Here is a 26,938-nt window from a genome sequence, read left to right on the forward strand (position 1 = left end):
GAGAAAGGGGTATTTAATGAGCCAATCAGCTTTACCGAAACTTGGGGTAATTTCAACAGGCGCCTTTTTTGTGGTTGATTTAATTGGCGTTATTCTAGTTTCGATTGTCACTGCCTACATTCTATACCGTTATTTTTTTAAAAGAGGTCAAATTACATGATTACTTTGTATCAGTTATACAAAGTAATTATGTTCATCTTCTTAACCTATTTATTTACAAGTTTATTTCTCAGTTTTCGAACAAGAAAAAAAACAAGAAGAGAAGTCGAAGTAGCAGAAGAATTTTTCTGCTACTTTCTTGTACCGTGTGTAAACGAGGAGAAAGTCATCGGAGAAACATTAAAAAAACTGGTTGCTTTACCAATTAAGAAAAAAATAATTGCGATTGATGATGGATCAACCGACCAAACCAAAGCAATGATGGACAGTATTGCTGGTCCAATCCAAGTTCTGTCTCGTCAATTTCCCAATGTGCAACAAGGCAAAGGCGCCGCTTTGAACCACGCTTTCCAAATTGTATTAACAGATGCAGAAAAAGGACACTATTCTTGGGATCAAGTTTTAGTGGGTGTGGTAGATGCAGATGGTTTTTTTAGTGAAAATATTGTCAATGAGCTAACTGCTGTTTTCACAGATAAAACAGTCTGTGCTGCGCAAACAAGAATCAAAATGAAAGATGTCACAAATTTTATGTTTATTGCACAAGATGTTGAGTTTTTTACGATTAATAATTTTATTCAAAAGGCGCGTCGAGCAACAAAAACCATCGGACTTGGTGGCAATGGTCAGTTTTTTCGGTTATCAATGATTACCGAACACTTAGGCTATCAGCCTTGGGGAAATGCTTTGTTGGATGACTATGAGTTAACCATTAAATTAATGCTGAAAGAGTTATCGATTGCTTATATTGACGAGGCCTTTATGGCTCAAGAAGCACTGAGAGATGTGAAACGTTTTATTCGTCAACGAAGTCGTTGGGTTCAAGGAAATTTAGATTGCCTAGCGTATTTACCCAGGGTGATTAAATCAAAGTCATTAACGCTAAGGCAGAAGTGTGGAATCTATTATTTTTTAGCGCAACCCTTTATTAATCTCGTAGCGGGGATGCTCGTTTTTGTCTTAACTGGGCTTCAACTGCAACACTTGTATAGGTTAGGCTTTTCGTTATCGCTTGTCATTAGTTTTGTTTTGGCCGTCAGTATTTCGTTAGTTTTCGGCATTTTTTTTACAATCAACTATTATCGCGAGTTGAAAAATTTTCAACTAAAAGTACCTGCAAAACTGGGGCTGATTATTTTGCCTTTTACTATTTCCTACATGTACTTAATTTTATTCGTTAGTGTGGTGATGGCTTATTATCGGTTTATCAAAGGTAATAGCACGTGGATAAAAACGGAACGCAATTGATTTTTTATTGCACTTTCCAGAGTTGCGTGGTATTATTTTTATTAGTTTAATAGCAACATGGTGATGGTGTTCACCACGAACTATTTATTGGACGAATAAATTAATGACGCCTACCAAACGGGAGAAGTGTACCCTTTGGTAGGCTTTTTCTGTACGCTAGGATTGGCGATAAGAAAATTGTAAAGGAGCATGTAAAGTGAAAAAAGAAACAAAGCAACTACTATCAATCGGCGGTTATATGGCAAAATGGTTGCTCATTACCGCAATTATTGGTTTATTTATGGGGGCGTTATCCGCCTTTTTCTTAAAGAGTCTCACCTATGTAACAGATGTTCGTTTAGCAAATCCTTGGTTACTCTTTATCCTCCCCATTAGCGGTGTCGTTTTTACGTATTTCTATACGCGTTTTGGGAAAAATGCTAGCCGAGGAAATAACTTAGTGATTGAACAAGGCAATGGCGGGGAAGAAGATATTCCCTTGCGCTTAATTCCTTTAACATTGTTTGGCACGATTACTACGCACTTATTTGGTGGTTCTGTTGGTCGTGAAGGGACGGCGGTGCAAATGGGGGGCGCAATCGCGAATGCTGTAGGAAAAGTCTTTAAACTGTCCGCTTTGGAACGACAAGTAATTATTATCAGCGGAATTAGTGCAGGTTTTAGTTCTGTTTTTGGCACACCATTAGCGGGAACCGTTTTCGGATTAGAAGTTTTGGCGATTGGAAAAGTTCGTGCAGAGGCACTTTTCCCAAGTTTTTTTGCAGGCTTATTTGCTAATTTTGTAACTGAAAGTTTTGGTGTAACACATACGCATTATCCGATGGGCAAAATTCCGACTTGGTCGGTTGAACTATTTGTAAAATTATTTTTGGCATCGATTTGTTTTGGTTTGGCAGGTTGGGTTTTTAGTCGTTCCATTGTCTTTTTAAAAAAGACCTATGCAAATTGGTTTGCTAATGTCTACCTTCGTGCGTTTCTTGGGGCGTCCATTGTCGTTCTGTTTGTGCTCGTCTCAAACAACCAGCGTTATTTAGGCTTGAGTTTACCTTTATTAGAAGATGCTTTTGCAGGCAATGCGCAGCCTTTTGATTTTGTTGGGAAATTATTCTTTACGGTGTTATCCTTGGGTGCCGGATTCCAAGGAGGAGAAGTGACGCCATTGTTTGAAATTGGGGCTACGTTAGGGAGTTCTTTGGCCCCTTTGTTACATCTGTCAATTCCTTTTTTAGCAGGTTTAGGATTTATTGGTGTTTTTTCTGGCGCCACGAATACGCCGATTGCTTGTTTCATTATGGGCATTGAACTATTTGGTAGTGAAGCGGCGGTCTATTTTTTCATGGTCTGCTTAATCAGTTTTATGTGTTCAGGAAATAGCGGTATTTATGCTTCACAACAAAGTTTGTATCGCAAAGGAACAGCAGAATATCCTCTCTTTAATGCATTAAAAAATCGACGTAAATAAGATGTTTTTTTATGAAAATATGCTAAACTAGAGAAGATGAGGTGAAGACATGAAAGACTATCAATATCCATTAGATTTAGATTGGACGACAGAGGAAATGGTGATTGTCACTAATATGTGGACAGCAGTTGAGCAAGCCAACGAAACAGGCTTGCCTGTTGATAAATTTTTAACAACTTATCAACAATTTAAAACGGTCGTTAAAAGTATCGGCGAAGAAAAACGCTTAGGTCGTGAATTTGAAAATGCTTCAGGATATTCGTTATATCGTACGCTTCAACAAGCTAAAAAACAGGGAAGCGGTAAATTAAAGCTGGGGGATGATTAGATGACTGAAACGCAAAAATTTGTTCAAACAATTCAAAGTTGGCTTTTTGAAGCAGCCGATGTGATTCGAATGAACTTGGAATCAGAGTTAACCGTTCAACAGAAAAATGGCCGCACCGATTTAGTGACAAATATGGATGAACAAACCCAAGAATTTTTAATGAATAAAATTCAAACAAATTTTCCCGAAGATCAAATTTTAGGGGAAGAGAAAGGCTACAATACTTTAAAAAGTTTTGCTGGTCGCGTGTGGATCATCGATCCGATTGATGGCACAATGAATTTCGTGATGGAAAGAGAAAATTTTTGTATTATGTTAGCTGTTTATGAAGACGGCATTGGTAAATTAGGTTTTATCTATGATGTGATGCGAGAAGAACTTTATTGGGGCGGCAAAGGGCTTGGCGTTTATCGGAATAATCAATTATTAAAAGCGCCTACTATGAAAGCCTTGGCAGATGGATTATGGGGCATGAATGCTTACATGCATGGAAAAAATATTCATCACGCAACGGAAATCGGACAAGCAAGCATGGGCGTGCGTATTAGCGGTTGTGCAGGTTTGGAAATTATTGCTATGTTAAAAGGCAACCATCATGGCTATTTATCTAATCTAAGTCCTTGGGATTATGCAGCAGGCTTAGTACTTTTGGAAGAATTTGGGTTTAAATACTCTGGTATTACAGGAAAACCATTAACTTTTGATGGCCGTGAATACTTTATTGCAGCAACTCCTGAAACCTATGATGAAGTATTTACCCGATATTTAAATGAATCGGAATAATCCAAGAAGAGCGTTGCTGAAAGGTAAGGCTCTTCCTCTTTTAAAAGAGAAAAATTTGTAAAAAAATGTCCTTGTTTTCAGAAAAAGCCGAATAATTTCTAAAACTTTCATTATTTTTGCAGGCGAAAGCCTTTTTTTAATGAAAAAAGTTTGCTATAATAAGCAGTCGGCTTTTATGGACTTAAGTAACATAAGCGTATATAGATAAGGAGCAATTAAATTGAAATACAGAGATGATATTCGTAACGTGGCAATTATCGCCCACGTTGACCATGGTAAAACAACCTTAGTAGATGAACTTTTAAAACAATCTGACACTTTAGATGGACACACACAATTACAAGAACGTGCAATGGATTCCAATGCACTTGAAAGTGAACGTGGAATTACTATCTTAGCAAAAAATACAGCCGTAGATTATAACGGTACACGTATCAACATTCTAGATACACCAGGACACGCGGACTTCGGTGGTGAAGTAGAACGTATCATGAAAATGGTAGACGGTGTTGTTTTAGTTGTCGATGCGTATGAAGGAACAATGCCTCAAACACGTTTCGTATTGAAAAAAGCATTAGAACAAAAAGTAACACCAATCGTGGTTGTTAATAAAATTGACAAACCTTCTGCTCGTCCTGAACACGTAGTAGATGAAGTTTTAGAGTTATTCATCGAATTAGGAGCAGACGACGATCAATTAGATTTCCCAGTTGTTTATGCTTCTGCTTTAAACGGAACTTCAAGTGAATCAGATGATCCAGCAGATCAAGAGCCAACAATGGCCCCAATTTTTGATAAAATTATTGAACATGTGCCAGCTCCAGTTGACAATTCAGACGAACCACTTCAATTCCAAGTCTCATTACTAGACTACAACGATTACGTTGGACGTATTGGGATTGGCCGTGTGTTCCGTGGCACAATGAAAGTCGGCGACCAAGTTGCGTTGATGAAATTAGATGGCAGCGTGAAAAATTTCCGTGTAACGAAAATTTTAGGTTTCTTTGGCCTACAACGTGTGGAAATTGATGAAGCAAAAGCGGGCGATTTAATTGCCGTTTCCGGAATGGAAGACATTTTCGTTGGGGAAACAGTTGTAGATGTTCACAATCAAGAAGCATTACCAATTCTACACATTGATGAGCCAACCTTACAAATGACTTTCTTAGTTAACAATTCTCCATTTGCGGGACGTGAAGGAAAATACATCACCGCTCGTAAAATCGAAGAACGTTTAATGGCTGAATTACAAACAGACGTATCTTTACGTGTTGATCCAATTGGCCCAGATTCTTGGACTGTATCAGGCCGTGGCGAATTGCATTTATCAATTTTAATTGAAAATATGCGTCGTGAAGGCTATGAATTACAAGTTTCTCGTCCAGAAGTTATTGAACGTGAAATTGATGGGGTTAAATGTGAACCATTTGAACGTGTTCAAATTGACACACCTGAAGAATACATGGGTAGCGTGATTGAATCACTAAGTTTACGTAAAGGCGAAATGCAAGATATGATTAATGCCGGTAACGGACAAATGCGTTTAATCTTCTTAGCACCAGCTCGTGGCTTAATTGGTTATTCAACAGAATTCTTATCAATGACTCGTGGTTATGGTATTATGAACCACACCTTCGATCAATACTTACCAATGATTCAAGGAACGATTGGTGGCCGTCATCAAGGTGCATTAGTTTCAATCGATACTGGTAAAGCAACGACTTACTCAATTATGAGTATTGAAGAACGTGGTACAGTTTTCGTTGAACCAACGACAGAAGTTTACGAAGGAATGATTGTTGGGGAAAACAACCGCGACAACGATTTAACTGTGAACATCACAAAAGCTAAACAAATGACTAACGTTCGTTCGGCAACCAAAGACCAAACATCAGTCATCAAAAAACCGAAAAAATTAACGTTAGAAGAATCATTAGAATTCTTGAATGAAGATGAATACTGTGAAGTAACACCAGAAAGCATCCGTTTAAGAAAACAAATTCTTAACAAAAACGAACGCGAAAAAGCAAGCAAGAAAAAGAAAAAAGCTGAATAATTTTTCGACAAATAAACATTTAAACCAACTATGCTCGTTTTACTACGAAAATAGTTGGTTTTTTTTATGAAAAAAATGGATTAATGCGTATTTTTAAGATAAGGATATTTTTTATGTGTGGATAACTACTCGTTATCCACAACAAGCAAATGTCGTTATTTTTGAAAGCTTTTGATAGCAAGCTTTCACAATTTTTCATTCTTTTTGATGTTTCACGTTAACTGGTGTTTCACGATTGTGTCTTGTTTTAACACACCTTGTTCCTGTTAGATTAGCGTGTTAAAATGACTTGTAGAACAAAGATTGGAGCGCAATAAATGAGTGCATTACAAGAATTATTAAAAGATACATTTGGCTATGATGATTTTCGGCCAGGACAAGAAACGATTATTCGTCATGTATTGCGACAAGAAAATGTCTTAGGCATTATGCCAACAGGTGGAGGCAAATCGATTTGTTATCAGTTGCCAGCCTTACTTCTGGATAATTTAACATTGGTGATTTCACCATTAATTTCTTTAATGAAAGATCAAGTAGATGCCCTGAATTTAATGGGGATTCCAGCTACATATATCAATAGTACCATTTCCTATCAAGAAATGAATCATCGTATTCAATTAGCGGTTAACAAAGAAGTCAAGCTATTGTATGTTGCGCCAGAGCGATTAGAATCTTATGATTTTCAACAGATGCTGACACATGTACCGATTGATTTATTGGCAGTAGATGAGGCACACTGTATTTCACAATGGGGGCATGATTTTCGTCCAAGCTATTTGCGTTTAGCAGAGATTATCGATCAATTTCAACAGCAACCAACTGTGATTGCACTAACAGCAACAGCAACGCCACAAGTAGCGGAGGATATTGTCAAGCAATTAAGAATTCCATCAGAAAATGAAATCAAAACAGGATTCGCTAGAGAAAATTTATCTTTTCAAGTCGTGAAAGATCAAAATAGAGACGTTTTTCTTTTGGAATATTTAAAGATGAATACTGGGCAATCAGGTATTATTTATGCAAGCACGCGGAAGGAAGTTGAACGAATTTATCATTTATTAGAAAATAAAAAAATTGCGGCTGGGATGTATCATGGGGGCATGAGTGAACAGCTACGTAGTGAAAATCAAGAAGCGTTCTTGTATGATCAAGTGCAAGTGATGGTAGCAACAAATGCCTTTGGTATGGGGATTAATAAGAGTAATGTTCGTTTTGTCATTCACGCACAAGTACCAGGGAATATTGAATCTTATTACCAAGAAGCCGGCCGAGCTGGTCGTGACGGTCTGCCTAGTGATGCTGTGTTAATGTTTGCTCCACAAGACTTGCAAATTCAACAATACTTTATTGAACAATCTGAAATGACCATTGATTATAAGCAGAAAGAGTACTTGAAATTACGGGAAATGTCACAATATGCGAATGCACAAATGTGTTTACAAAAATATATTTTACGCTATTTTGGTGAAGAAGGGACGGACTGCGGTCGCTGCTCGAATTGTCTGGATAATCGAGAATTAGTCGATATTACGGTCGATGCCCAAAAAGTCTTGTCTTGTGTAAAACGTATGGGAGAACGTTTCGGTAAGGGCTTAGTTGGTAAAGTCTTGACTGGCTCAAAAGATCAAAAAATTGATCAATGGCATTTTGATCGTTTGCCAACATACGGACTAATGAAAGGTCGCACGCAGAAAGAAGTCACACAGCTGATTGATTATTTGACAGCAGAACGTTATTTAATTCCTTCTGATGGGCAATTTCCGTTGTTATCAGTCTCGACAGAAGGTGTTCAGGTGCTTTTAGGGAAACGGAAAGTCTTCCGAAAAGAAGACCAAAAAGTTCGAAAAGTAGCAGTGGATGATGCCTTGTTTGAACGATTGCGCGAATTACGTATGGACATGGCTCAAGAGACAGGTGTGCCGCCATATGTAGTCTTTTCCGATAGTACACTTAAAGAAATGTGTGAAAAATTACCGCAAACAACGATTCAATTATTGCAAATAAAAGGGGTCGGCCAAAATAAATTAGATAAATATGGCACCGCCTTTTTAGAAGTAATTAAAGAATATCAAGAGATAAAAAAATGATATAGTTTGTTATTTTATTTAAAATTAAAAGCAGAAAATAAGGAAAAAGTCTTTTAATGTATTTGTTGTTGTATTGATAAAATAAGCTTGTTATATAAAGAGATTTCTTACTTAATATATCGCTTGGTTTTAGAAAATTTCTTAAAGGAAATTTTCTGAAATCATCATGTATCTAACTGAGAATTATGTTATAATTATTTAATTAAGATAGGGAGGTTCTGTACAAATGGACGAAGGAATTTCAAAGAAATTTGCCATTCAATTATTAGAAGACGATGCAGAACGCATTAAAATGCTTATTCGTAATCAAAAAAACAGTTTGTGCATTTCTCAATGTAAAGCATTTGAAGAAGTGGTGGATACACAAATGTATGGTTTTTCAAGACAAGTGACCTATGCGACCCGTTTGGGGATTTTAACTAATGATGAAGGACATCGCTTACTAAGTGATTTAGAACGCGAATTGAATCAATTATATACAGATGTTTATGAAGAAACACAAGAAAAAAACGAGATTGGCAAGGAGGGTTAAGCTTTGCCAAACAAAGTAAAGAAACGGCATTTGCTAGACTATAGTATTTTTATTCCATATTTAATTTTAAGTATCGTGGGATTGATTATGGTATATAGTTCCACATCCGCATTACAAGTAATGAAAGGTTTTTCACCTACGTCATTCGTTATTAACCAGGTTGCCTTTTGGGTAGTAGGGTTAGTTGCAATGTTTTTTATTTATAAGATGAAAACATCCGTTTTCCAGAATCGAAGTTTTATCATGTTTGCCATTGCAGTAATTACGGTTATGGTTTTAGCCGTTCGGATTCCTGGTATCGGGAAAGAAATTAATGGCGCACGTGGTTGGATTGAGATTGGTGGATTTTCGATGCAACCAGCTGAGTATTTAAAAATTATGGTTGTCTGGTATCTGTCTTATATTTTAGCACGGCGACAAAAGACAATTAATGGAGGCATGGATCAATTTAAACAAGCTGCCGGGCGACCGTTGATGCTCGTTTTTGTATTAATTGCTCTAGTTGCAATCCAGCCTGACTTCGGGAATGCGGCCATTCTAACATTAATTACCATCGTGATGGTTTTAGCAAGTGGGATTAATTATATGTATACCTACTTGGTCGGTGGCTTGGGCATTTTAGGTAGTATCACGGCTATTCAGTTATTAATTATGTCTAAAGGAAAAATTTTCCCAGCGCGTTATCAATATATTTATAATCGTTTTGCTGTTTTTAAAAATCCATTTTTAGATGAACGGAACTTAGGCCATCAGTTAGCTAATTCTTATTATGCAATCAGTAATGGCGGCTGGTTTGGCAAAGGTCTAGGGAATAGTGTTCAGAAAAAAGGCTTTTTACCAGAAGCACATACGGACTTTATCTTTGCGATTACTTTAGAAGAGTTAGGCATTATCGGCGGTCTAGCGATTTTAGGATTGTTGATGTTTATGATTGCGCGAATTATTTTAGTCGGTGTACGCTCGAAGAAACCTTTTAATTCACTAATGTGTATTGGAATTGGTACAATGTTATTAATTCAAGTCTTTATTAATGTTGGTGGGATTACTGGGATTATTCCATTAACAGGAATTACTTTCCCGTTCTTGAGTCAAGGTGGGAATAGTTTGCTGATTATTTCGATTGCTGTGGCCTTTGTCCTGAATATCAGTGCAGATGAAACACGTCAGAAATTAGAAAATGAGTACTATTTATCTTTAGAACAGAACCAATAAATTTGAAGGAAATTGATGGTAGGAGTGACTTTATGAAAAAGGTATTAGTTGCCAATCGTGGCGAAATTGCGATTCGAATTTTTAGAGCTTGTACAGAATTAGATATCCAGACAGTAGCGATTTATGCTGCAGAAGATGAGTATTCTGTTCATCGTTTCAAAGCAGATGAAGCGTATTTAGTTGGTAAGGGGAAAAAACCAATTGAAGCCTATTTAGACATTGAAAATATTATCCAAATTGCCAAAAAATCGGGAGCAGATGCCATTCATCCTGGTTATGGCTTTTTATCAGAGAACTTACGCTTCGCCGAACGTTGTGAAGAAGAAGGAATCATTTTTGTCGGACCTAAAACACATCATTTAGATATTTTTGGCGATAAAATTAAAGCGAAAGAAGCAGCTGTAGCTGCGGGGATTGCTTCGATTCCAGGCTCAGATGGGCCAGTAGCAACGGTGGAAGAGGTTGTAGCTTTTGGTGAAACGCATGGCTTTCCTATCATGATTAAAGCTGCTTTAGGTGGCGGCGGTCGCGGGATGCGCGTTGCCCACGATGCCAAAGAAGCACGAGAAGGTTACGAAAGAGCAAAAAGTGAAGCGAAAGCAGCCTTTGGTTCTGACGAGGTTTATGTTGAAAAGTATATTTCTAATCCTAAACATATCGAAGTACAAATTTTAGGCGATCATCATGGGAATGTCTTGCATTTATTTGAACGTGATTGTTCCGTTCAACGACGCCACCAAAAAGTGGTAGAAGTCGCACCATGTGTATCAATGAATGAAGAACAACGAGCAGCCATTTGTTCGGCTGCTGTACAGTTAATGGCGCATGTCGGCTACGTGAATGCGGGAACGGTTGAGTTTTTAGTAGAAGGGGATCAGTTTTATTTTATTGAAGTGAATCCTCGTGTTCAGGTAGAACATACTATCACAGAAATGATTACAGATATTGATATTGTGATCTCTCAATTACAAATTGCACAAGGGCTTGATTTGCATAAAGATATGCATTTGCCAAAACAAAACGAATTGACATTAAAAGGCGCGGCTATTCAATGTCGGATTACGACTGAAGATCCCCTGAACCAGTTTATGCCAGACACAGGGAAAATCGATACGTATCGTTCACCAGGTGGTTTTGGTGTGCGTTTAGATGTAGGGAATGCTTATTCTGGCTACGCTGTGACGCCCTACTTTGATTCTTTATTGGTTAAAGTCTGTACGCATGGTTTCTCTTTTGAACAGGCAATCAGTAAAATGCAACGCTGCTTAAAAGAATTTCGGATTCGTGGCGTGAAAACAAATATTCCGTTTTTACAAAATGTTGTGAGCTATCCAGCGTTTCAATCTGGCGAAGCCAAAACAACCTTTATTGATAATACACCTGAATTATTTGAATTTCCTCGTATGCGCGATCGTGGCAATAAAACGATGAAATACATTGGAGAAGTAACGGTCAATGGGTTCCCTGGCATTGAACGAACGGAGAAAAAATATTTTGAAGCCCCGCGCGTGCCGACAGATATTGAAGTTCCAGAAAAAGTGATCACAGCTAAAAATATTCTAGACGCTCAAGGAGCAACCGCCGTCATTGATTGGGTTAAGAATCAAGAAAGTGTGTTAATGACAGATACCACGTTCCGTGATGCGCACCAAAGTTTATTAGCTACTCGTGTGAGAACACAAGATTTTAAAGCAATTGCTGGTCTAACTGATGCAGCCCTGCCTGAGCTGTTTTCTAGTGAAATGTGGGGTGGCGCTACGTTCGATGTTGCCTATCGCTTCTTAACCGAAGACCCATGGCAACGTTTAAGAAAAATTCGTCAGTTGATGCCAAACACACTTTTACAAATGCTGTTCAGAGGTTCTAATGCGGTAGGCTATCAAAATTACCCTGATAATGTTATTGAAGAATTCATTAAAGAATCTGCTCGCCAAGGAGTCGATGTTTTCCGAATTTTTGATAGCTTAAACTGGATTCCTCAAATGGAAAAAAGTATTCAAGTCGTTCGGGATACCGGAAAAATTGCGGAAGCAGCAATTTGTTATACTGGGGACATCAATGATCCAGCCCGAGCAAAATATAATGTTCAATATTACCTTGATATGGCTAAAGAATTGGAAAATTTAGGGGCACAAATCATTGCGATTAAAGATATGGCTGGCTTATTGAAACCACAAGCTGCTTATCGTTTAATTAGTGAATTAAAGGCAGCCACGGATTTACCAATTCATCTCCATACCCACGATACTAGTGGCAATGGGATCATCACTTATTCAGCAGCTACTAAAGCAGGCGTTGATATTGTTGACGTCGCAATGAGTGCGATGAGTGGCGCAACTAGCCAGCCAAGTATGAACAGTCTATATTATGCTTTAGTCAATGGTGAACGGACGCCAACTATTAACATTGATAATGCACAGAAAATCAATCATTATTGGGAAGATGTGCGCATGTATTATCAACCATTTGAAAATGGGTTAAATGCCCCGCAAACAGAAGTCTATATGCATGAAATGCCTGGTGGTCAATACTCTAATCTACAGCAGCAAGCAAAAGCGGTAGGCTTAGGGCACCGTTGGGATGAAATCAAAAAAATGTATCACACAGTGAATTTGATGTTTGGCGATATTGTAAAAGTGACGCCATCTTCAAAAGTCGTGGGAGACATGGCACTCTTCATGGTTCAAAATAATCTGACAGAACAAGATGTTTATGCGCGTGGTGAAGAACTAAGTTTTCCTGAATCAGTTGTGACTTTTTTCCAAGGTGATTTAGGTCAACCAGTTGGTGGGTTCCCGAAAGAGCTCCAACGAATTATTCTAAAAGGTCGACCAGCCTTCACAGAGCGGCCAGGTGACTTAGCAGCACCTGTTGATTTTGCGAAAGTACAAGAAGAATTAGCCGAAAAAATTGGGTATCAACCTAAATTGGAAGAAGTTTTAAGTTATTTAATGTATCCACAAGTATTTTTAGAGTATCGTCAAAAATACGAAACCTTTGGAGATATAACCTTATTAGATACGCCAACATTCTTTAATGGTATTCGTCAAGGAGAGACATTGGAAGTTCAAATTGAACGAGGAAAAACGTTAATTATTCGTTTAGATGAAATTGGCGAACCTGATATTGACGGAAACCGTGTCTTGTTCTTTAATTTGAATGGGCAACGTCGTGAGGTTTTAGTTAAAGATGCCTCCATTAAGTCTGCTGTTCAAGTAAAACAAAAGGCGGAACCAACTAATAAAGAACAAATCGGCGCAACGATGTCTGGTTCTGTTCTACAAGTATTGGTCAAACGTGGCGATAAAGTAGAAAAAGGTCAGCCGTTGCTGATTACAGAAGCCATGAAAATGGAAACGACTATCGAAGCACGTTTTGCGGGCACGGTTGATCACATTTATGTTGAAGAAGGCGAAGCAATCAGCTCAGGTGATTTGTTATTAGAAGTGAAAGAAAAATAAGATGAGAGGGGAAAAAATGAAGCGATTTTGGGCCTTTACTGCTGTTTTTTTAACAGTTCTACTCATTGGATATTTAGAGCCAGTTTTTTTCCCTGCTGAAAAACCAACCGAAACAGCTCAAAGTGGGCGCTTATCCAGCGCTCACACCGCTGTTCCTCATGAAGAATTGCCAGCTTCTGGCTACGCAGCATACATAGGGAAAGATGCGGAAACCTTTATCCGCCAGTTTGGCAATCCTAAAGAAAAAATTAAAACAGGTCGTACGTATGAATTATGGACGTTCGGTTTGACGATGAATGATTACTTAGAGGTCAACGTTCGAGAAAATAAAGTCATCGCAATTAAGGCCTTTAACAATGACAAAATGATAGAACCGTTTAAGATAGATATGAAGCTTGCAGACTTGTCTGATTTAATGACGATTTATTCGAATTTTGCATTTAATTTTCATCATGAAGCTTACGATGTCGAGCTGATGGAAGAAGATATGAACTATCGACCACTGGTTGCTTTTGATAATGGCAGTTTTGCAGTGTTATTTTTTAATCAGCGGACAGGCGGTTTAATGGCAGTCAATTATGTCAATAAAGAAACGTTGCTCACGGAAATGCCGTATCAATTAAATGAAGGTTCTCCTTTGCCAGTTGATATAACGCAGTCAATGACCTTCGATCCTGTTCAAAGTAACCAAGCGATTTATGTCATGAATCTGGTTAAACAGCAAGAAAATCAAGTTGCTTTTTCAGTTTCTACACAAAGCCAAAAAGATGCCCAAACATTGTATCAAACGATGGCTAACCATACACCAACAATTTTGTCGGCAAATCGACAAGCAGAATTGTTACAAACGAGAGAGGAACATACAGCCATTCATCCCTTTCATTTGACTAAGGACGAATTTTCTTTATTAGTTAAAACGAGCAAACTTTCGTTGAGAGAACCAGCAGGTATTTTCCAAGAACCTGTTTATGATAGTACCTTTACTATTTTGTCATGGTTTTCGGACCCGCAATATGATAGCTATTTTGCTGAGTCAGAAACGACAGAATTGGGCGTTGCCTTTTCCAATGAAGGTGTGTTAGTCTTATTAGAGAAACGACCAGAAAATAGGCAAATCACGGAGAGTAGTGAAAAGTTATGATTGTGACAGAACATTTATTTGCAATTGAAGATCAAACAGAATGTTTAATTTCAGCACTTTTAGAAAGTGATGCTGTTCAAAACTATAAAGAAACAAAAAAAGCTATGTATGCTTCGGCGGAAGTTGCTCAGTTACAAAAAGCATTTTTAGAAGCTAAGTCAGCCTTTGAACGAGTAGAGGCTTATGGAATTCATGCACCCGATTTTCGGGAGAAACAGCGAGCCCTACGTAAAGCGAAGCGGGCGCTTGATTTAAATGAAATCGTTGCAAATTATCGTTTTGCTGAGACAAACGTTCAAACGTTGCTAGATACAATTGGTTTAAAGATTGCGCAACTAATTTCTGAAGATATTAAAGTAGATGCTGGAAATCCTTTCTTTGAACGAGGAAAGAAACATTCAGGTTGTGGAGGAAGCTGCCATGCAAGCTAAAGAAGAAAAAGAATTTACGCTTCAAGAGCGTCGTTGCCTAATTGTTTGGGTATACACATTAAAACCGTTAAAACAGTTACGCCGATATGGACTGATTCACTATGTTTCACGAAAAATGAAATATGTGGTGATTTACATGAATGAAGAAAATATTGAAAGTAACATGGAAAAAATTAATCAGTTACATTTTGTTCGTAGTGTCGATAAATCGTATCGACCAGATGTCGAAATGAATTTTGCTGAAAAAATTGGTACCAAAGCGGCTTATCAAGAACAAGAAGACGACGGCTATGTAGTAGAGGAATTATCTACAGAGATTCGCTTAGCAGAGAATGTCTAATGCAAAAGAGTGAGAAATGTTATGAGAAATTTCAAACATTTTTCACTCTTTTTGTTATAATGAATTATAAAAGAATGATTGATAAAGGAGTCGAAACAATGCGTGTTATTTCTGGAGAATATGGTGGCCGGCGCTTGAAAGCGTTAGATGGCGACAATACTAGGCCCACAACAGATAAAGTAAAAGAATCTATTTTTAATATGATTGGTCCATATTTCGATGGCGGAATGGCGCTGGATTTATATTCAGGAAGTGGCGGGTTAGCGATTGAAGCCGTTTCTCGTGGAATGGATAAAAGTATTTGTATTGAAAAGAATTTTGCTGCACTAAAAGTAATTAAAGAAAATATTGCGATTACAAAAGAACCAGAAAAATTTGAAGTTAGAAAAATGGATGCTAATCGTGCCTTAGAACAGTTTTATGAAGAGAAGTTACAATTTGATTTGGTCTTATTGGATCCGCCCTATGCCAAACAAGAAATTGTTTCACAATTAGAAAAGATGTTAGAACGGCAGTTATTAACAAACGAAGCCGTTATCGTTTGTGAAACAGATAAAACTGTCAAGTTACCAGAAACGATTGGTACACTAGAAAAAACAAGAGAAACCGTTTACGGAATCACTCAAGTAACGATTTATCGTCAGGAGGCGTAAGATGCGTAAAATTGCTCTATTTCCCGGAAGTTTTGATCCGATGACAAATGGTCATTTAAATTTGATTGAACGCAGTGCGAAGTTATTTGACGAAGTCATTATTGGCGTTTTTATAAATACAAGTAAGCAAACATTATTTACGCCAGAAGAGAAAAAATATTTAATTGAAGAAGCAACTAAAGAAATGCCAAATGTGCGTGTTATCATGCAAGAAACCCAGTTAACTGTGGAAAGTGCAAAATCATTAGGGGCTAATTTTTTGATTCGTGGCATTAGAAACGTCAAAGACTACGAGTACGAGAAAGACATTGCTAAAATGAATCAACATCTGGCGCCAGAAATTGAAACGGTTTTTCTATTAGCAGAAGAACCATATGCACATGTAAGCTCCAGTTTACTAAAAGAAGTTTTACGTTTTGGAGGCGATGTGTCTGACTATCTTCCTCCCAATATTTATCATGCGTTAAAACAAAAGAAGAATGACTGGAGCTAAAATAATGAATAAAAAAACAGAAAAATTTTCGTTTAAATCACTCATTCCAATGGTATTGGCATTGCTGCTAATTGGTTTGTTTATCGTCCCAATTCCTTATTATATTGAAGGACCAGGAACGACAGAAAATTTAAAAGAGTTTGTAACTGTTGATGGAAAAAAAGATACGCAGTCAGGTGCTTTTTATTTAACAACGGTGGGCATTCGTTCGGCCACTATTTTTTCTGCCATAAAAGCAAACTTTTCGGATTTTCAAGAAGTCATGTCCAAAAAAGAATTAATGGGAGATAGTAGTAATAGCGAATATAATCGAATTCAACAATACTATATGGATTCCTCAAAAAACGCCGCAATTGAGCAAGCCTTAAAATTAGCGAAGGTTCCATATGAGATGAAATTTAAAGGCGTCTATGTGTTAGCGATGGAAGACAACTCAAGTTTTAAAGGAAAAATTGAAGTTGGCGATACCGTGACAGGCGTGGATGGCAAATCTTTTAAAAGCAGTGAAGAATTAATGAATTACATTAAAGCACAAAAAGTGAATCAAAAAGTCACTGTTCAATTTATTCAAGATGGCAAAGCAAAAGAAGCGACCGGCAAATTAATTGAATTGCCAACAGATAAAAAAGCGGGGATTGGTATTGGTTTGACCGATCATACAGAAATTGATTCTTCTATCCCAGTATCTATTGAAGCGGGTGATATTGGTGGGCCATCGGCTGGGTTAATGTTTACTTTGCAGACCTATGAACAATTAAGTCATAAAGATTTACGTAAAGGTCATGAAATTGCTGGAACAGGTACGATGAACAGTCAAGGAATCGTTGGTAGAATCGGTGGTATTGACAAAAAAGTTGTAACAGCCAGTGAGAACGGTGCAGAAATTTTCTTTGCACCCGATGATGAAATAACTTCAGAAATGAAAAAAGTTGAACCGAAAATCAAATCGAATTATCAAGAAGCACAAGAAGCTGCGAAAAAAATTGGGACAAAAATGAAAATTGTCCCAGTAAAAACGGTTCAAGATGCCTTGAACTATCTAGAGAAATTAAAATAAAAGTACGCCTGGACCAAAAATTACTAGTGAGTTTTGGTCCAGGCGCATTTTTTTTGTTAAAAAATGCGTAATTATATTTTGAAGGGAGGACAAACGATGGATTGGTTGAAACAGTTACCTAAAAAGTGGCTATTGCTAGGTAGTGGCGCGTCTATAGTTATTTTGATAACTCTATTAGTGGGCATTTATTTGATGGTTAATAAAGAGCCACGAGTAGACACCACAATGTGAGAGGAGACAAGTCTGACCACTACGGCAGAGGTCGCCACAGATGCCACAAAAGAAAGGGCAGAAACAATGATCTATGTTGATATTAAAGGCGCAGTGAAAGTACCAGGAATCTATCAACTAAAAAATCAGCAGCGGATTTGGGATGCTTTAGCTTTAGCTGGAGGCGTGAGCGAGGACGCTGATACTGCCCAGGTCAATTACGCTCAAAAAGTAAAAGATCAAATGATTATTTACGTTCCCAAAAAAGGAGAAGCAGTGGCACAGTCATTAGAAACGCTGCAGGAATCAGCACCTGCTCAGCAAAATCAGGAGGAAAAAATCAACCTTAATACGGCAACAGAAGCAGAGCTACAAACGATTTCAGGAATAGGTGCGAAAAAAGCACAAGAGATTATTCGCTTTCGTGACGAACAAGGACCGTTTAAAACCGTCGAGGAACTGAAAAATGTTCCAGGTATTGGAGAGAAAACAGTAGAACGTTTAAAAGACATGTTGACAGTGACTGGCTAACTTTTAACAGAAAATTCCTGAGAATTCTTGACTATGGGATGCGGATAACATACTATTTGTAATAAGATTAAATGATTTGGCAAATCGAACACAGGAGTCATTAAAAATAAAGGAGGTTTATTATGGAACGAATTCCATGGGACCAATATTTTATGGGACAAAGCGTCTTATTATCATTAAGAAGTACTTGCACACGGTTAACTGTCGGAGCAACCATTGTTCGCGACAAACGAATTATTGCAGGAGGTTACAATGGTTCAGTCAGTGGCGGAACGCATTGTATTGATGAAGGATGCTATGTTGTTGATAATCATTGCGTTCGAACAATCCACGCAGAAATGAATGCAATTTTACAATGTGCGAAGTTTGGCGTCCCTACAGAAGGGGCAGAAATTTATGTGACACATTTCCCTTGCCTGCAATGTACAAAGATGATTTTACAAGCAGGGATTAAAAAGATTTATTATTTAAAGGATTACCGTAATGATGCGTACGCCCTAAATTTAATTGAACAAGTAGGAGCCACGGTTGAAAAAGTGACTTTAGTACCAAAATATTTTGCCGAATTACAATGGGGAGAAGAATTTGCCACACTTGAGGACAATCCTTCCTCAGCTGAGGAATAATTGGTTCTTCATAGCTCTGCTGACTAGTTGTGGGCTGTGGTGTTTTTTCGCACCTAGTCTATTAGGAGCTCTTCTTTTTTCTATCACTGTTATCCGTATTGTCTGTACAAAAAGTTTTCCTGTTATATTGGGAGGTTTTTTGTGCAGTTTTTTAATAGTAGGGGGCATATTGATTTTCCAGTGGTTAAAGTCAGTCTCTTTGTTGCCTAAAGAAGTCCGCTTGTCAGGACAGCTAACGATATTACCAGATGAAATACAAGTCGATGGTGATCAAGTAAAATTTCCTGCCAATTGGATCGTAAAAGGCAAAAGGCAGAAAGTGATGGCATTTTATCAATTAAAAAGTGTGAAAGAAAAACAGCAATGGCAACAACTAACCACAACCATTCAGGCAACCGCTGTAGGTATTTTAGACTCGCCCCAAGGTCAAACCAACAAAAATGGCTTCAATTATCAACTATTTTTAAAGAATCAAGGAATCGAAGCTATTTTATTCATTGAGGAGATAGGACAACCGCGTTCCTTTTTTTCTTGGCGGTTTAAAGAAATCATTAGCGGCTGGCGGAAGTGGGCGATGGTACATATTCAGAAAAATTTTGCTGAGACTAGTGCAATGTATATGAATGCGTTGCTCTTAGGTTTTCGTAATGAAGAATTTGCTGAAATAAGCGATAAATTTTCAGCATTAGGCATTTTGCATCTTTTTAGTTTGTCAGGGATGCATGTTTCTTTTTTCCTTCGTTTATTTCGCTTACTAATGCTAAGAATTGCTCGCCGAACGCAAGAAAGTTATTTTTTGTGGCAATGCGGTTTTTCACTGATATATGCTGGTTTAACAGGATTCTCAGTTAGTGTCATGCGGGCGCTTTTACAAACAAACCTCAATACGTTCAATCGACGGTTTAATTGGCAGGTTCCGGCCCTCGATTGTTGGAGTTTAACTCTCTTAGTGCACTTGATTGTTCAGCCAACCCTCTTTTTTTCAGTCGGCGGTCAATTTAGTTATTTACTTTCCTTTGTTCTGCTGTTTTTAGAGCAAACATTGGTTGGTTATTCTTCGCCTTTCATTAAAAATTGTTTAGGCTCTTTCCTATTGGCTGTGGCTCCCTTACCTATTTTAGTCCAATCATTTTATGAATGGCCCTTGTTAGGAAGTTTCTTAACATTTCTCTTGTTACCAATTTTTGAACGGTTCTTGTTACCGCTTTTGACGTTGAGCTTTTTTCTAGTGATTATTATGCCAGCACGTTATTTAGCAGCCTTGCTCGAACCACTATTTTTAACAATGAATGGCTTATTTGAGTGGGTGCTAGTTCACTTAAATCCGAAGCTGACCATCGGCTATTTAAATTCTTGGATACAAATTAGTTTGTTATTACTAATCGGATTTTCAATGATTTATTTAGCAGACAAGTCTAAAAAAATTTTTTTCTCAATCGGACTACTAATTGTTTTGATAAATAGTAAATACCTTTCGCCAATTGGCATTGTTGCAATGATCGATGTAGGCCAAGGGGATAGTTTGTTTATCCAAGCGCCTTTTCACAGAAAAAATACACTGATCGATACAGGGGGGCGGTTGTCTTTTGACAAAGAAGCTTGGCGGCAACGGAAAAATAGTCGATCAGGAGCGGAATATTCAGTGATTCCTTTTCTCAAAAGTCAAGGAGTCAAACGTTTAGATGAAGTGATCATCACACACGCACATGAAGACCATTTTGGCGATTTATTAGCCATTGCGCAGAAGGTTCCAATTTCTGTTCTTTATTTTCCTAAAGGAGCAGCTGAAGCCAATTTTTCGTTTCGCCAAGTCTTGAAACAACTCCAAAAAAGCGGGACAGACTGTCGGCCGATTTTAGCGCCCAAGCGAATTAATGGGCCCGTTTCTTTTCAAATTTTATCACCAAATAAGAGCAGTATTGGGGGCAATAATGACTCGATAGTGTTTTCCACACAATTAGGCGGACGGCATTTTTTATTTACTGGTGACTTGGAAGCCGAAGGAGAAGAACAAGTGTTGGCTCGCTATCCCCAGTTGAAAATCGACATCTTGAAAGTCGGTCATCATGGTAGTAAAACGTCGTCTACTAAAAGATTTATCAAACAGCTTAATCCGCGAGAAGCATTGATTTCAGCTGGACTGAATAATCGTTTTAAACATCCTCATCAGGAGACATTAGCGACGCTGGAGGAGCAAAAAATAAATTATTATCGGACCGAACTTCAAGGAATGATTTATTATCAATGGTTACCCTGGCAAGGGCTTTCTAAAGCCAAATTTGTTAAAGAACAAGACTAGTATTTCCAGAAGTAACATGATAGGATAAACAAGAGAAACGAGAAAAGGAGCGAGCCAATGGAGTTACAAAAAGCTTTGAAAGAAGTGCGAGAGCAAAAAATCGCTCCAGTTTATTTATTAATAGGAACAGAACTTTATTTAACTGAATTATTTAAAACAACATTGATGAAAGAATTGTTGACGGAAGAGGATGATCAATTTAACTTTTTCTCATTTGATATGGAGGAAACACCTTTAAGTGCAGCGATTGCTGAAGCGGAAACAATTCCGTTTTTTGGTGATTATCGCCTTGTCTTTGTGGAAAATCCTTACTTTTTAACTGCCGAAAGAAAAACAAACGGTGTGGAACATGATGTCAATCTTTTATTGAATTATTTGGAAAGTCCATCACCAACAACTGTTCTTGTTTTTATGGCCTCTTATGAAAAATTAGATGAACGTAAAAAAATTACCAAAGCATTGAAAAAAAATGCCACAGTAGTTGATGTCAATCCAATGGATGAAAAGGCTATTCGTCAGTACATTTCTCAAACGATTGAGAGTGAAGGGTACACTATTCGCTCCGATGCTTTTGATTTATTACTTCAATTGACAGACTTGAACTTATCAAAAATTATGGGAGAATTACAGAAGCTGTATTTATATGCCCTTGAAACGAAGACAATTACACGAGGTGCGGTTCAAGAATTAGTCCCTAAGTCTTTGGAACATAATGTTTTTGACTTAACCAACGAAGTACTTTCTGGAAACAGTGAAAAAGCTGTTCAATTGTATGAAGATTTACTTTTACAAGGAGAAGAAACCATTAAGTTAAATGCAATCTTATTGAATCAGATTCGCCTTTTTCTACAAACAAAAATTTTGGCTAAGATGGGCTATCAACAAGCGAATATTGCTGATACATTAAAGGTTCATCCTTATCGAGTCAAGTTAGCGTTACAACAAGTCCGACGATTTGAATTGTCTCGATTAGAAAGACTTTATGATGAATTAGTTGAAAATGATTACCGCATGAAAACGGGCCAAATGGATAAAGAATTACTATTCCAATTATTTATTTTAAAATTGACTGCGCAAGCAAAATAAGAAAGTGCCAGAGACAATCGTCATTCAACGATTGTCTCTGGCACTTTCTTATTATTTAGCTCCTAATAGTTCTTCTTTTCCGTGAACAAGCTGTGTCAACATGGCACAGAAAGGTGTTGCTACGTTGTATTTTTGTCCTTTGCGCCAAACAGCACCATTAATGTAATCAATTTCTGTGAGACGATGATTTTTAATTAAATCTTGATACATAGACGGATAGTGCAAGCCAATACCGTTTGGATCATAAGTTTGAGCAATATGTGTATAGACTTCTGCTTGATCTAAATGAATGGCTTCTTTTTCTGCGACTGCTGCAAATTCACTGATTAATGTTTTAACAAGGGATTCACTAACAGGTAGTGCACCAAATTCGGCAATGTTACAATCAAGGATTGTACACAAACCGTTTAGCGTGCCATTGACACAGGCTTTCCGCCAAATAGAGTAGCGAACATTGCTACTATAGCTTGGATTTAAACCAGCTTTTTGGAAGACATCAACGACTTCTAAAGCAAATTCTTTACCAGAAGGATCAATATTTTCTAATTCAATTTCGCCATCACCTAAAAGTTTAACACGTCCCGGTCCTTCTAAACCAGCTGTCCACATGGTAATGCCAACCAAGATGTTTTCTTTTGGTACATATTTTTCTAGTACATCTTCATGACCTAAGCCATTTAATAAACATAGTACATATGTTTTTTCGGTAATCATTGGTTGAATCGCTTTAAACATTGCATCTAATTGTTGTGCTTTGGTTAAAGCAATAATTAAATCTACTTGTTCGTTTTGATGGTCAATTTCTTCTGGTGAGAAGATTGGTAAGTTCGCGATAACTTCTTCTCCGTTAAAATCAGCGATTAAACCATTTTTACGAATGGCTTCAATGTGCGCGGGCCATTGATCGATTAAAGTTACATCATTTCCGCCTTGATGCAACATAATTCCTAAACGGCTGCCCATAGCGCCGGCACCAGCAATTGCAATTTTCATGTGTATCCATCTCCTTAAAAGTTCTTTAACCGTTATTATTATACAGCAACTTTCCTAAAAATGAATAAATGGGACTTGCAAATTTGTTATTTTTTAAATGTTTCCTAAAAAGTAAGGATTGCATCAAATGGTAAAGTAAGCTAAAGTAAAGCGTGGAAAAGTTTATAAATGAAAGTAGAGGAATCGTTAATGACGAAAGAAAAATTTTGTCGAGAATCACGAGTGATTCAAACACATCGTGTATTTCCCTTTGATTTAAATCCCTTTGGTGCACTATTTGGTGGGAAATTAATGTCTTTAATTGATGACGCCGCATCCATTTCCGTTTCACGACATTGTCGGAGAGGGGCAGTTACAGCATCTTTAGATAACTTAAATTTTTTAAAACCTTTAAAAGAAAATCACTCAGTGTGTGTTGAAACGTTTGTTTCTGGCGTGCATCATAAATCGATGGAAGTATTTGTTAAAGTTGTAGGAGAAGATTTAACAACTGGAGAGCGTTATTTAGCGGCGACTTGTTTTACAACTTTTGTAGCCATTCCGTCTCATATGAATCCCGAAAGTGACTTCCAATTAGCGGCAGTCGTCCCAGAAACTGCAGAAGAAAAGTTGATTTGTTCCAATTATGAAACGAGACGACAACAACGTTTAGCTTTGCGAGAAGAGACTAAATTATTTAGTCAACATCTCACAACAGATTTACCGTGGATTGATTCACCTTTATAAAAAAATGTCCGAGTCTTTGTGAAAACAGACTTGGACATTTTTTGATGAAAAAAGAAGCTAACATGAATGCTAACTTCTATCTCACATTATTTAGCTAATTTGCTTAAACGAATTTTATCGCGGTTAGCTTTGTTTTTATGGATTAAACCTTTAGTTGCAGCCATATCAACAGCTTTAACAGCTTCGTTGTATAAAGCATCGACGTTATCAGCTCCAGCAGCTACAGCTTCTTCAAATTTCTTGATTGCTGTACGCATTGCGTTTGTTTGAGATGAATTTTTCGCATTCGCGTTAGCACTTGTACGTACGCGTTTGATTGCAGATTCGATATTTGGCATTTGTTTCACCTCCGATGATTTAGGTTTTACACTGGTCAGCCAATGTAATTCAACAGTAATCATTATACCTAATCCATTGTTCCATTGCAATAAAAGACGACAAGTTTTTTTCCTTAACAGACAATTTCAAGAAAAAAATAAGAAAATTTGCCAGAGCCTTAAGAAAAAAGCATACATTTTTTTTAAAACATGCTATGATAAAATAGATAAATGAAAAATGGTGGTGTCTTTGTGAGTATTGCATTATTGGTAACGATTACTTTGGTAATGGGTGTAATTTTTGTTAACGGTTGGACGGATGCGCCGAACGCAATTGCAACCGCTGTCTCGACTCGGGTGTTAAAACCGAATGTCGCAATTTGGATGGCTGTTGTGATGAACTTTTTAGGTGCATTAGTCATGACCTTTTTTAATGCCCAAGTAGCTGAAACGATTAGTAACATTGTTAGTTTTGACGCAAATGGAAACGCTTCACAGGTGGCTTTGGCTGCTTCGCTTTTTTCAATTGTGGTTTGGGCAGTTGCTGCGTGGTATTTTGGTATTCCCACAAGTGAAAGCCATGCGTTAATTGCCGGCTTGACTGGTTCGGCAATGGCATTAGGTGGTTTGGGTGCAGTCAATGGCTCGGAATGGATCAAAGTGCTTGTTGGTCTAGTTGTTTCTACCGTTATGGGCTTTGGCGGCGGTTATTTGATTGCCAAACTTGTTGTGAAAGCTTTCTCGGCTGTGCCTAGAAGAAAAGCCAACAAATTTTTTACAGTTGGACAAGCCTTTGGTGCAGGAGCTAATGCTTTTTTACATGGTGCGCAAGATGGGCAAAAATTTATGGGCGTGTTCATGTTAGTGCTTTTTTATAATAATTTAGTCGAAAAAACAGGTGGCGGTTTTGTGATCCCGTTATGGGTTATGGTTCTGTGTTCCATTACAATGGGCATTGGAACTTCTGTGGGCGGCATGAGAATCATTAAATCAGTCGGGATGGATATGGTAAAACTCGAACGCTATCAAGGCTTCACTGCAGATTTAAGCACGGCTATTTGTTTATTTTTAGCATCGGCTTTTGGGATTCCAGTTTCAACTACTCATACAAAAACAACAGCGATTATGGGAGTAGGTGCTTCTAAGCGAATCTCAAGTGTTGACTGGCGTATCGTGAAAGAAATGCTGATAGCATGGATTTTAACTTTCCCAGGATGTGGGCTGATCGCTTATGTGATGTCAAAATTATTTATTGCAATTTTTTAAGGAGAGAAAAACATGGCACGTAAAAAACAATTTGATTATTTTGGAGAATTAAACCAGTTAGCAACAAATGCTTATGAAGCGGCAAAGGTTTTGCAAGAAATTGTAGACAATTATTCATTAGAAAACTTAGTAAAAAAATCAGAAGCGATTCATCAATTGGAAAAAGAGAATGATGAAATTGTTCGCAAAATTTTAAATGAACTCTATATTTCCTTTATTACGCCGATTGATCGAGAAGATATTGTCGATATTACGGATCACTTAGATAACATTATTGATAGCATTAATAGTTTGTCTTATTTACTTGATCATTTAGTTGTCGAAGAAATGATTGCGCCCGCGCTAGAATTAACTGCTTATATTGTTAAAGCGACAGAAGGCGTTAAATCAGCAACGAAGGAATTTGCAAAATTTAAGAATTCTAAAACGTTAGTTTCATTGATTGATGAAGTGAATACGATTGAATCTCAAGGCGATAAATTATACAGTAGCGCCATGAAAGATTTGATGACTAACGAAAAAGATTTATTGAAAGTTATCAAGTGGAAAGATGTTTATGATCAGCTTGAGCGCACGATTAATGATTGTGAATCAGCTGTTAATATTATTGTCGGAATTGTCATCAAAAATACGTAAAGAAAAGAGGGGGAGCTGTTGGTTAAAGTAATTGTTGATGCTGATGATTTTGGGATGTCAGAAGCGATTAATCATGGCATTATCAAAAGTTATGTCGATGGTTTAACGACGTCGACACTTTTGATGCCCAATTTACCAACAGCAGAACACGCCGTTGCGTTAGCAAAAAATTATCCAGGATTATTTGTAGGTCAGCATACGAATTTTTTATTAGGGAAACCTTGTGCGGACCCATGTATGATTCCTTCACTGGTAGATGAACAAGGCAATTTTCATCGCTCTTCTTATTATCGTCAACAAAAACAAGTAACCTTCGTATATGAAGAAGTACGACTTGAAACGATTGCGCAATTGACGCGCTTTAAGGAACTAACTGGACATTATCCTGAACATTTTGATTGCCATTCGATTGGTGATGAAGTGGTTGATCAAGTATTTTTAGAATTAGCAGAAGAGTACGGACTTCATACAACCCTGAAATATAGTGGGGAAAAAGAATATCCACCGCAACAAGGTTATTTCCAGGTGACACATTTGTTAGAGTCTGGGGCGTTATCTTATATTCACGAAGGCGTATCAGTGGAGAATTTTTTAGAAGATGACTTTGGTTTATTACGGATGCCGGAATCGGCAATTGCTGAGATGCATTTTGATGTTGGATATTTGGATCAATTTGTGTTAGACAATTCTTCTTATACCACTTTACGCTGTAAAGAATTAGCAACGATTTGTGATCCTCGTGTTCGTCAGTGGTTTGAAGAACAGGGGATTGAGCGAATAACGTTTGGCGATTTAAAAAAATAAA

25 protein-coding genes, 1 pseudogene and 1 riboswitch are annotated in these 26,938 nt (G+C 37.5%); of the genes and pseudogenes, 24 read left to right on the plus strand and 2 right to left on the minus strand.

Annotated elements, in window-relative coordinates; all coding sequences use genetic code 11:
• Positions 1 to 16: 16 nt before the first annotated feature.
• The 20 genes and pseudogenes from IGL80_RS04435 to holA all read left to right on the plus strand — a co-directional run bounded on the left by IGL80_RS04435 (position 17) and on the right by holA (position 22,195).
• On the plus strand, positions 17 to 160 hold the full coding sequence (locus IGL80_RS04435; protein WP_002356674.1) for a hypothetical protein: 144 nt from the start codon (positions 17 to 19) through the stop codon (positions 158 to 160).
• Complete coding sequence (locus IGL80_RS04440) at positions 157 to 1,407, plus strand: glycosyltransferase family 2 protein (protein WP_002359708.1); 1,251 nt, start codon at positions 157 to 159, stop codon at positions 1,405 to 1,407. The genes IGL80_RS04435 and IGL80_RS04440 overlap by 4 nt, the downstream gene beginning before the upstream one ends.
• A gap of 50 nt (positions 1,408 to 1,457) precedes the next feature.
• A riboswitch (Fluoride riboswitch) is annotated at positions 1,458 to 1,527 on the plus strand.
• Between the two features lie 118 nt (positions 1,528 to 1,645).
• Positions 1,646 to 2,869 carry a voltage-gated chloride channel family protein gene (locus IGL80_RS04445; RefSeq protein ID WP_156194059.1) on the plus strand — a complete coding sequence of 408 codons (1,224 nt, stop codon included), beginning with the start codon at positions 1,646 to 1,648 and terminating at the stop codon, positions 2,867 to 2,869.
• Between the two features lie 49 nt (positions 2,870 to 2,918).
• Complete coding sequence (locus IGL80_RS04450; protein WP_002356679.1) at positions 2,919 to 3,197, plus strand: UPF0223 family protein; 279 nt, start codon at positions 2,919 to 2,921, stop codon at positions 3,195 to 3,197.
• Positions 3,198 to 3,980, plus strand: coding sequence for an inositol monophosphatase family protein (locus IGL80_RS04455; RefSeq protein WP_002359710.1), 783 nt, complete (start codon positions 3,198 to 3,200; stop codon positions 3,978 to 3,980).
• A gap of 220 nt (positions 3,981 to 4,200) precedes the next feature.
• Positions 4,201 to 6,036, plus strand: a complete 1,836-nt coding sequence (gene typA, locus IGL80_RS04460) for a translational GTPase TypA (protein ID WP_002356682.1) — start codon at positions 4,201 to 4,203, stop codon at positions 6,034 to 6,036.
• A gap of 317 nt (positions 6,037 to 6,353) precedes the next feature.
• Positions 6,354 to 8,123: a DNA helicase RecQ gene (gene recQ, locus IGL80_RS04465; RefSeq protein WP_002359711.1), complete on the plus strand. Its 1,770-nt coding sequence runs from the start codon at positions 6,354 to 6,356 to the stop codon at positions 8,121 to 8,123.
• A gap of 226 nt (positions 8,124 to 8,349) precedes the next feature.
• Positions 8,350 to 8,655, plus strand: coding sequence for a YlaN family protein (locus IGL80_RS04470; protein ID WP_002356684.1), 306 nt, complete (start codon positions 8,350 to 8,352; stop codon positions 8,653 to 8,655).
• 3 nt (positions 8,656 to 8,658) lie between these two features.
• The gene (locus IGL80_RS04475) at positions 8,659 to 9,867 is read left to right on the plus strand and encodes an FtsW/RodA/SpoVE family cell cycle protein (protein WP_002356686.1); all 1,209 of its coding nucleotides are present in this window, start codon (positions 8,659 to 8,661) and stop codon (positions 9,865 to 9,867) included.
• 32 nt (positions 9,868 to 9,899) lie between these two features.
• A complete protein-coding gene (locus tag IGL80_RS04480) occupies positions 9,900 to 13,328 on the plus strand; it encodes a pyruvate carboxylase (RefSeq protein ID WP_002359712.1) in 3,429 nt (1,142 codons plus the stop codon).
• A 16-nt stretch (positions 13,329 to 13,344) separates the two neighbouring features.
• On the plus strand, positions 13,345 to 14,469 hold the full coding sequence (locus tag IGL80_RS04485; protein WP_002359713.1) for a CAP-associated domain-containing protein: 1,125 nt from the start codon (positions 13,345 to 13,347) through the stop codon (positions 14,467 to 14,469).
• Entirely contained in the window at positions 14,466 to 14,900 is a 435-nt protein-coding gene (locus IGL80_RS04490; RefSeq protein ID WP_002356689.1) for a YlbF family regulator, read from the plus strand. The genes IGL80_RS04485 and IGL80_RS04490 overlap by 4 nt, the downstream gene beginning before the upstream one ends.
• Positions 14,890 to 15,240 (plus strand): YlbG family protein, encoded by a 351-nt coding sequence (locus tag IGL80_RS04495; RefSeq protein WP_002359714.1) that lies wholly within the window; start codon positions 14,890 to 14,892, stop codon positions 15,238 to 15,240. The genes IGL80_RS04490 and IGL80_RS04495 overlap by 11 nt, the downstream gene beginning before the upstream one ends.
• Positions 15,241 to 15,299: 59 nt before the next feature.
• The gene (gene rsmD, locus IGL80_RS04500) at positions 15,300 to 15,893 is read left to right on the plus strand and encodes a 16S rRNA (guanine(966)-N(2))-methyltransferase RsmD (protein WP_002414371.1); all 594 of its coding nucleotides are present in this window, start codon (positions 15,300 to 15,302) and stop codon (positions 15,891 to 15,893) included.
• Position 15,894: 1 nt separating this feature from the next.
• The gene (gene coaD, locus IGL80_RS04505) at positions 15,895 to 16,386 is read left to right on the plus strand and encodes a pantetheine-phosphate adenylyltransferase (protein ID WP_002356693.1); all 492 of its coding nucleotides are present in this window, start codon (positions 15,895 to 15,897) and stop codon (positions 16,384 to 16,386) included.
• The gene (locus tag IGL80_RS04510) at positions 16,373 to 17,443 is read left to right on the plus strand and encodes a SepM family pheromone-processing serine protease (protein WP_002382735.1); all 1,071 of its coding nucleotides are present in this window, start codon (positions 16,373 to 16,375) and stop codon (positions 17,441 to 17,443) included. The genes coaD and IGL80_RS04510 overlap by 14 nt, the downstream gene beginning before the upstream one ends.
• A gap of 63 nt (positions 17,444 to 17,506) precedes the next feature.
• Positions 17,507 to 18,184 (plus strand): annotated as a pseudogene (locus IGL80_RS04515) (helix-hairpin-helix domain-containing protein).
• Positions 18,185 to 18,306: 122 nt separating this feature from the next.
• On the plus strand, positions 18,307 to 18,810 hold the full coding sequence (locus tag IGL80_RS04520; RefSeq protein ID WP_002356697.1) for a ComE operon protein 2: 504 nt from the start codon (positions 18,307 to 18,309) through the stop codon (positions 18,808 to 18,810).
• A gap of 34 nt (positions 18,811 to 18,844) precedes the next feature.
• A complete protein-coding gene (locus IGL80_RS04525; RefSeq protein WP_002359721.1) occupies positions 18,845 to 21,109 on the plus strand; it encodes a DNA internalization-related competence protein ComEC/Rec2 in 2,265 nt (754 codons plus the stop codon).
• Positions 21,110 to 21,166: 57 nt separating this feature from the next.
• A complete protein-coding gene (gene holA, locus IGL80_RS04530) occupies positions 21,167 to 22,195 on the plus strand; it encodes a DNA polymerase III subunit delta (protein WP_002362655.1) in 1,029 nt (342 codons plus the stop codon).
• A gap of 51 nt (positions 22,196 to 22,246) precedes the next feature.
• On the opposite strand, the gene IGL80_RS04535 is transcribed toward holA, so the two are convergent.
• Positions 22,247 to 23,188: a 2-dehydropantoate 2-reductase gene (locus tag IGL80_RS04535; RefSeq protein ID WP_002404882.1), complete on the minus strand. Its 942-nt coding sequence runs from the start codon at positions 23,186 to 23,188 to the stop codon at positions 22,247 to 22,249.
• Positions 23,189 to 23,356: 168 nt separating this feature from the next.
• Here IGL80_RS04535 and IGL80_RS04540 point away from each other — a divergent pair, with 168 nt between their 5' ends.
• Positions 23,357 to 23,914 carry an acyl-CoA thioesterase gene (locus IGL80_RS04540; RefSeq protein WP_002382741.1) on the plus strand — a complete coding sequence of 186 codons (558 nt, stop codon included), beginning with the start codon at positions 23,357 to 23,359 and terminating at the stop codon, positions 23,912 to 23,914.
• 86 nt (positions 23,915 to 24,000) lie between these two features.
• Here the strand turns inward: IGL80_RS04540 and rpsT are convergent, their stop codons facing one another.
• On the minus strand, positions 24,001 to 24,252 hold the full coding sequence (rpsT, locus tag IGL80_RS04545) for a 30S ribosomal protein S20 (RefSeq protein ID WP_002356703.1): 252 nt from the start codon (positions 24,250 to 24,252) through the stop codon (positions 24,001 to 24,003).
• A 210-nt stretch (positions 24,253 to 24,462) separates the two neighbouring features.
• On the opposite strand from rpsT, the gene IGL80_RS04550 reads away from it, so the two are divergent.
• From IGL80_RS04550 to IGL80_RS04560, 3 genes are read left to right on the plus strand one after another with little or no spacing between them, the layout of a single operon-like run.
• Complete coding sequence (locus IGL80_RS04550) at positions 24,463 to 25,497, plus strand: inorganic phosphate transporter (RefSeq protein WP_002356704.1); 1,035 nt, start codon at positions 24,463 to 24,465, stop codon at positions 25,495 to 25,497.
• A gap of 12 nt (positions 25,498 to 25,509) precedes the next feature.
• On the plus strand, positions 25,510 to 26,133 hold the full coding sequence (locus IGL80_RS04555; RefSeq protein WP_002356705.1) for a DUF47 domain-containing protein: 624 nt from the start codon (positions 25,510 to 25,512) through the stop codon (positions 26,131 to 26,133).
• A gap of 18 nt (positions 26,134 to 26,151) precedes the next feature.
• On the plus strand, positions 26,152 to 26,937 hold the full coding sequence (locus IGL80_RS04560; protein ID WP_002356707.1) for a ChbG/HpnK family deacetylase: 786 nt from the start codon (positions 26,152 to 26,154) through the stop codon (positions 26,935 to 26,937).
• The last annotated feature ends 1 nt before the right edge of the window (position 26,938 follow it).

The sequence above is a fragment of the Enterococcus sp. DIV2467a genome (genome assembly GCF_050532945.1).
Lineage (GTDB): Bacteria > Bacillota > Bacilli > Lactobacillales > Enterococcaceae > Enterococcus > Enterococcus faecalis.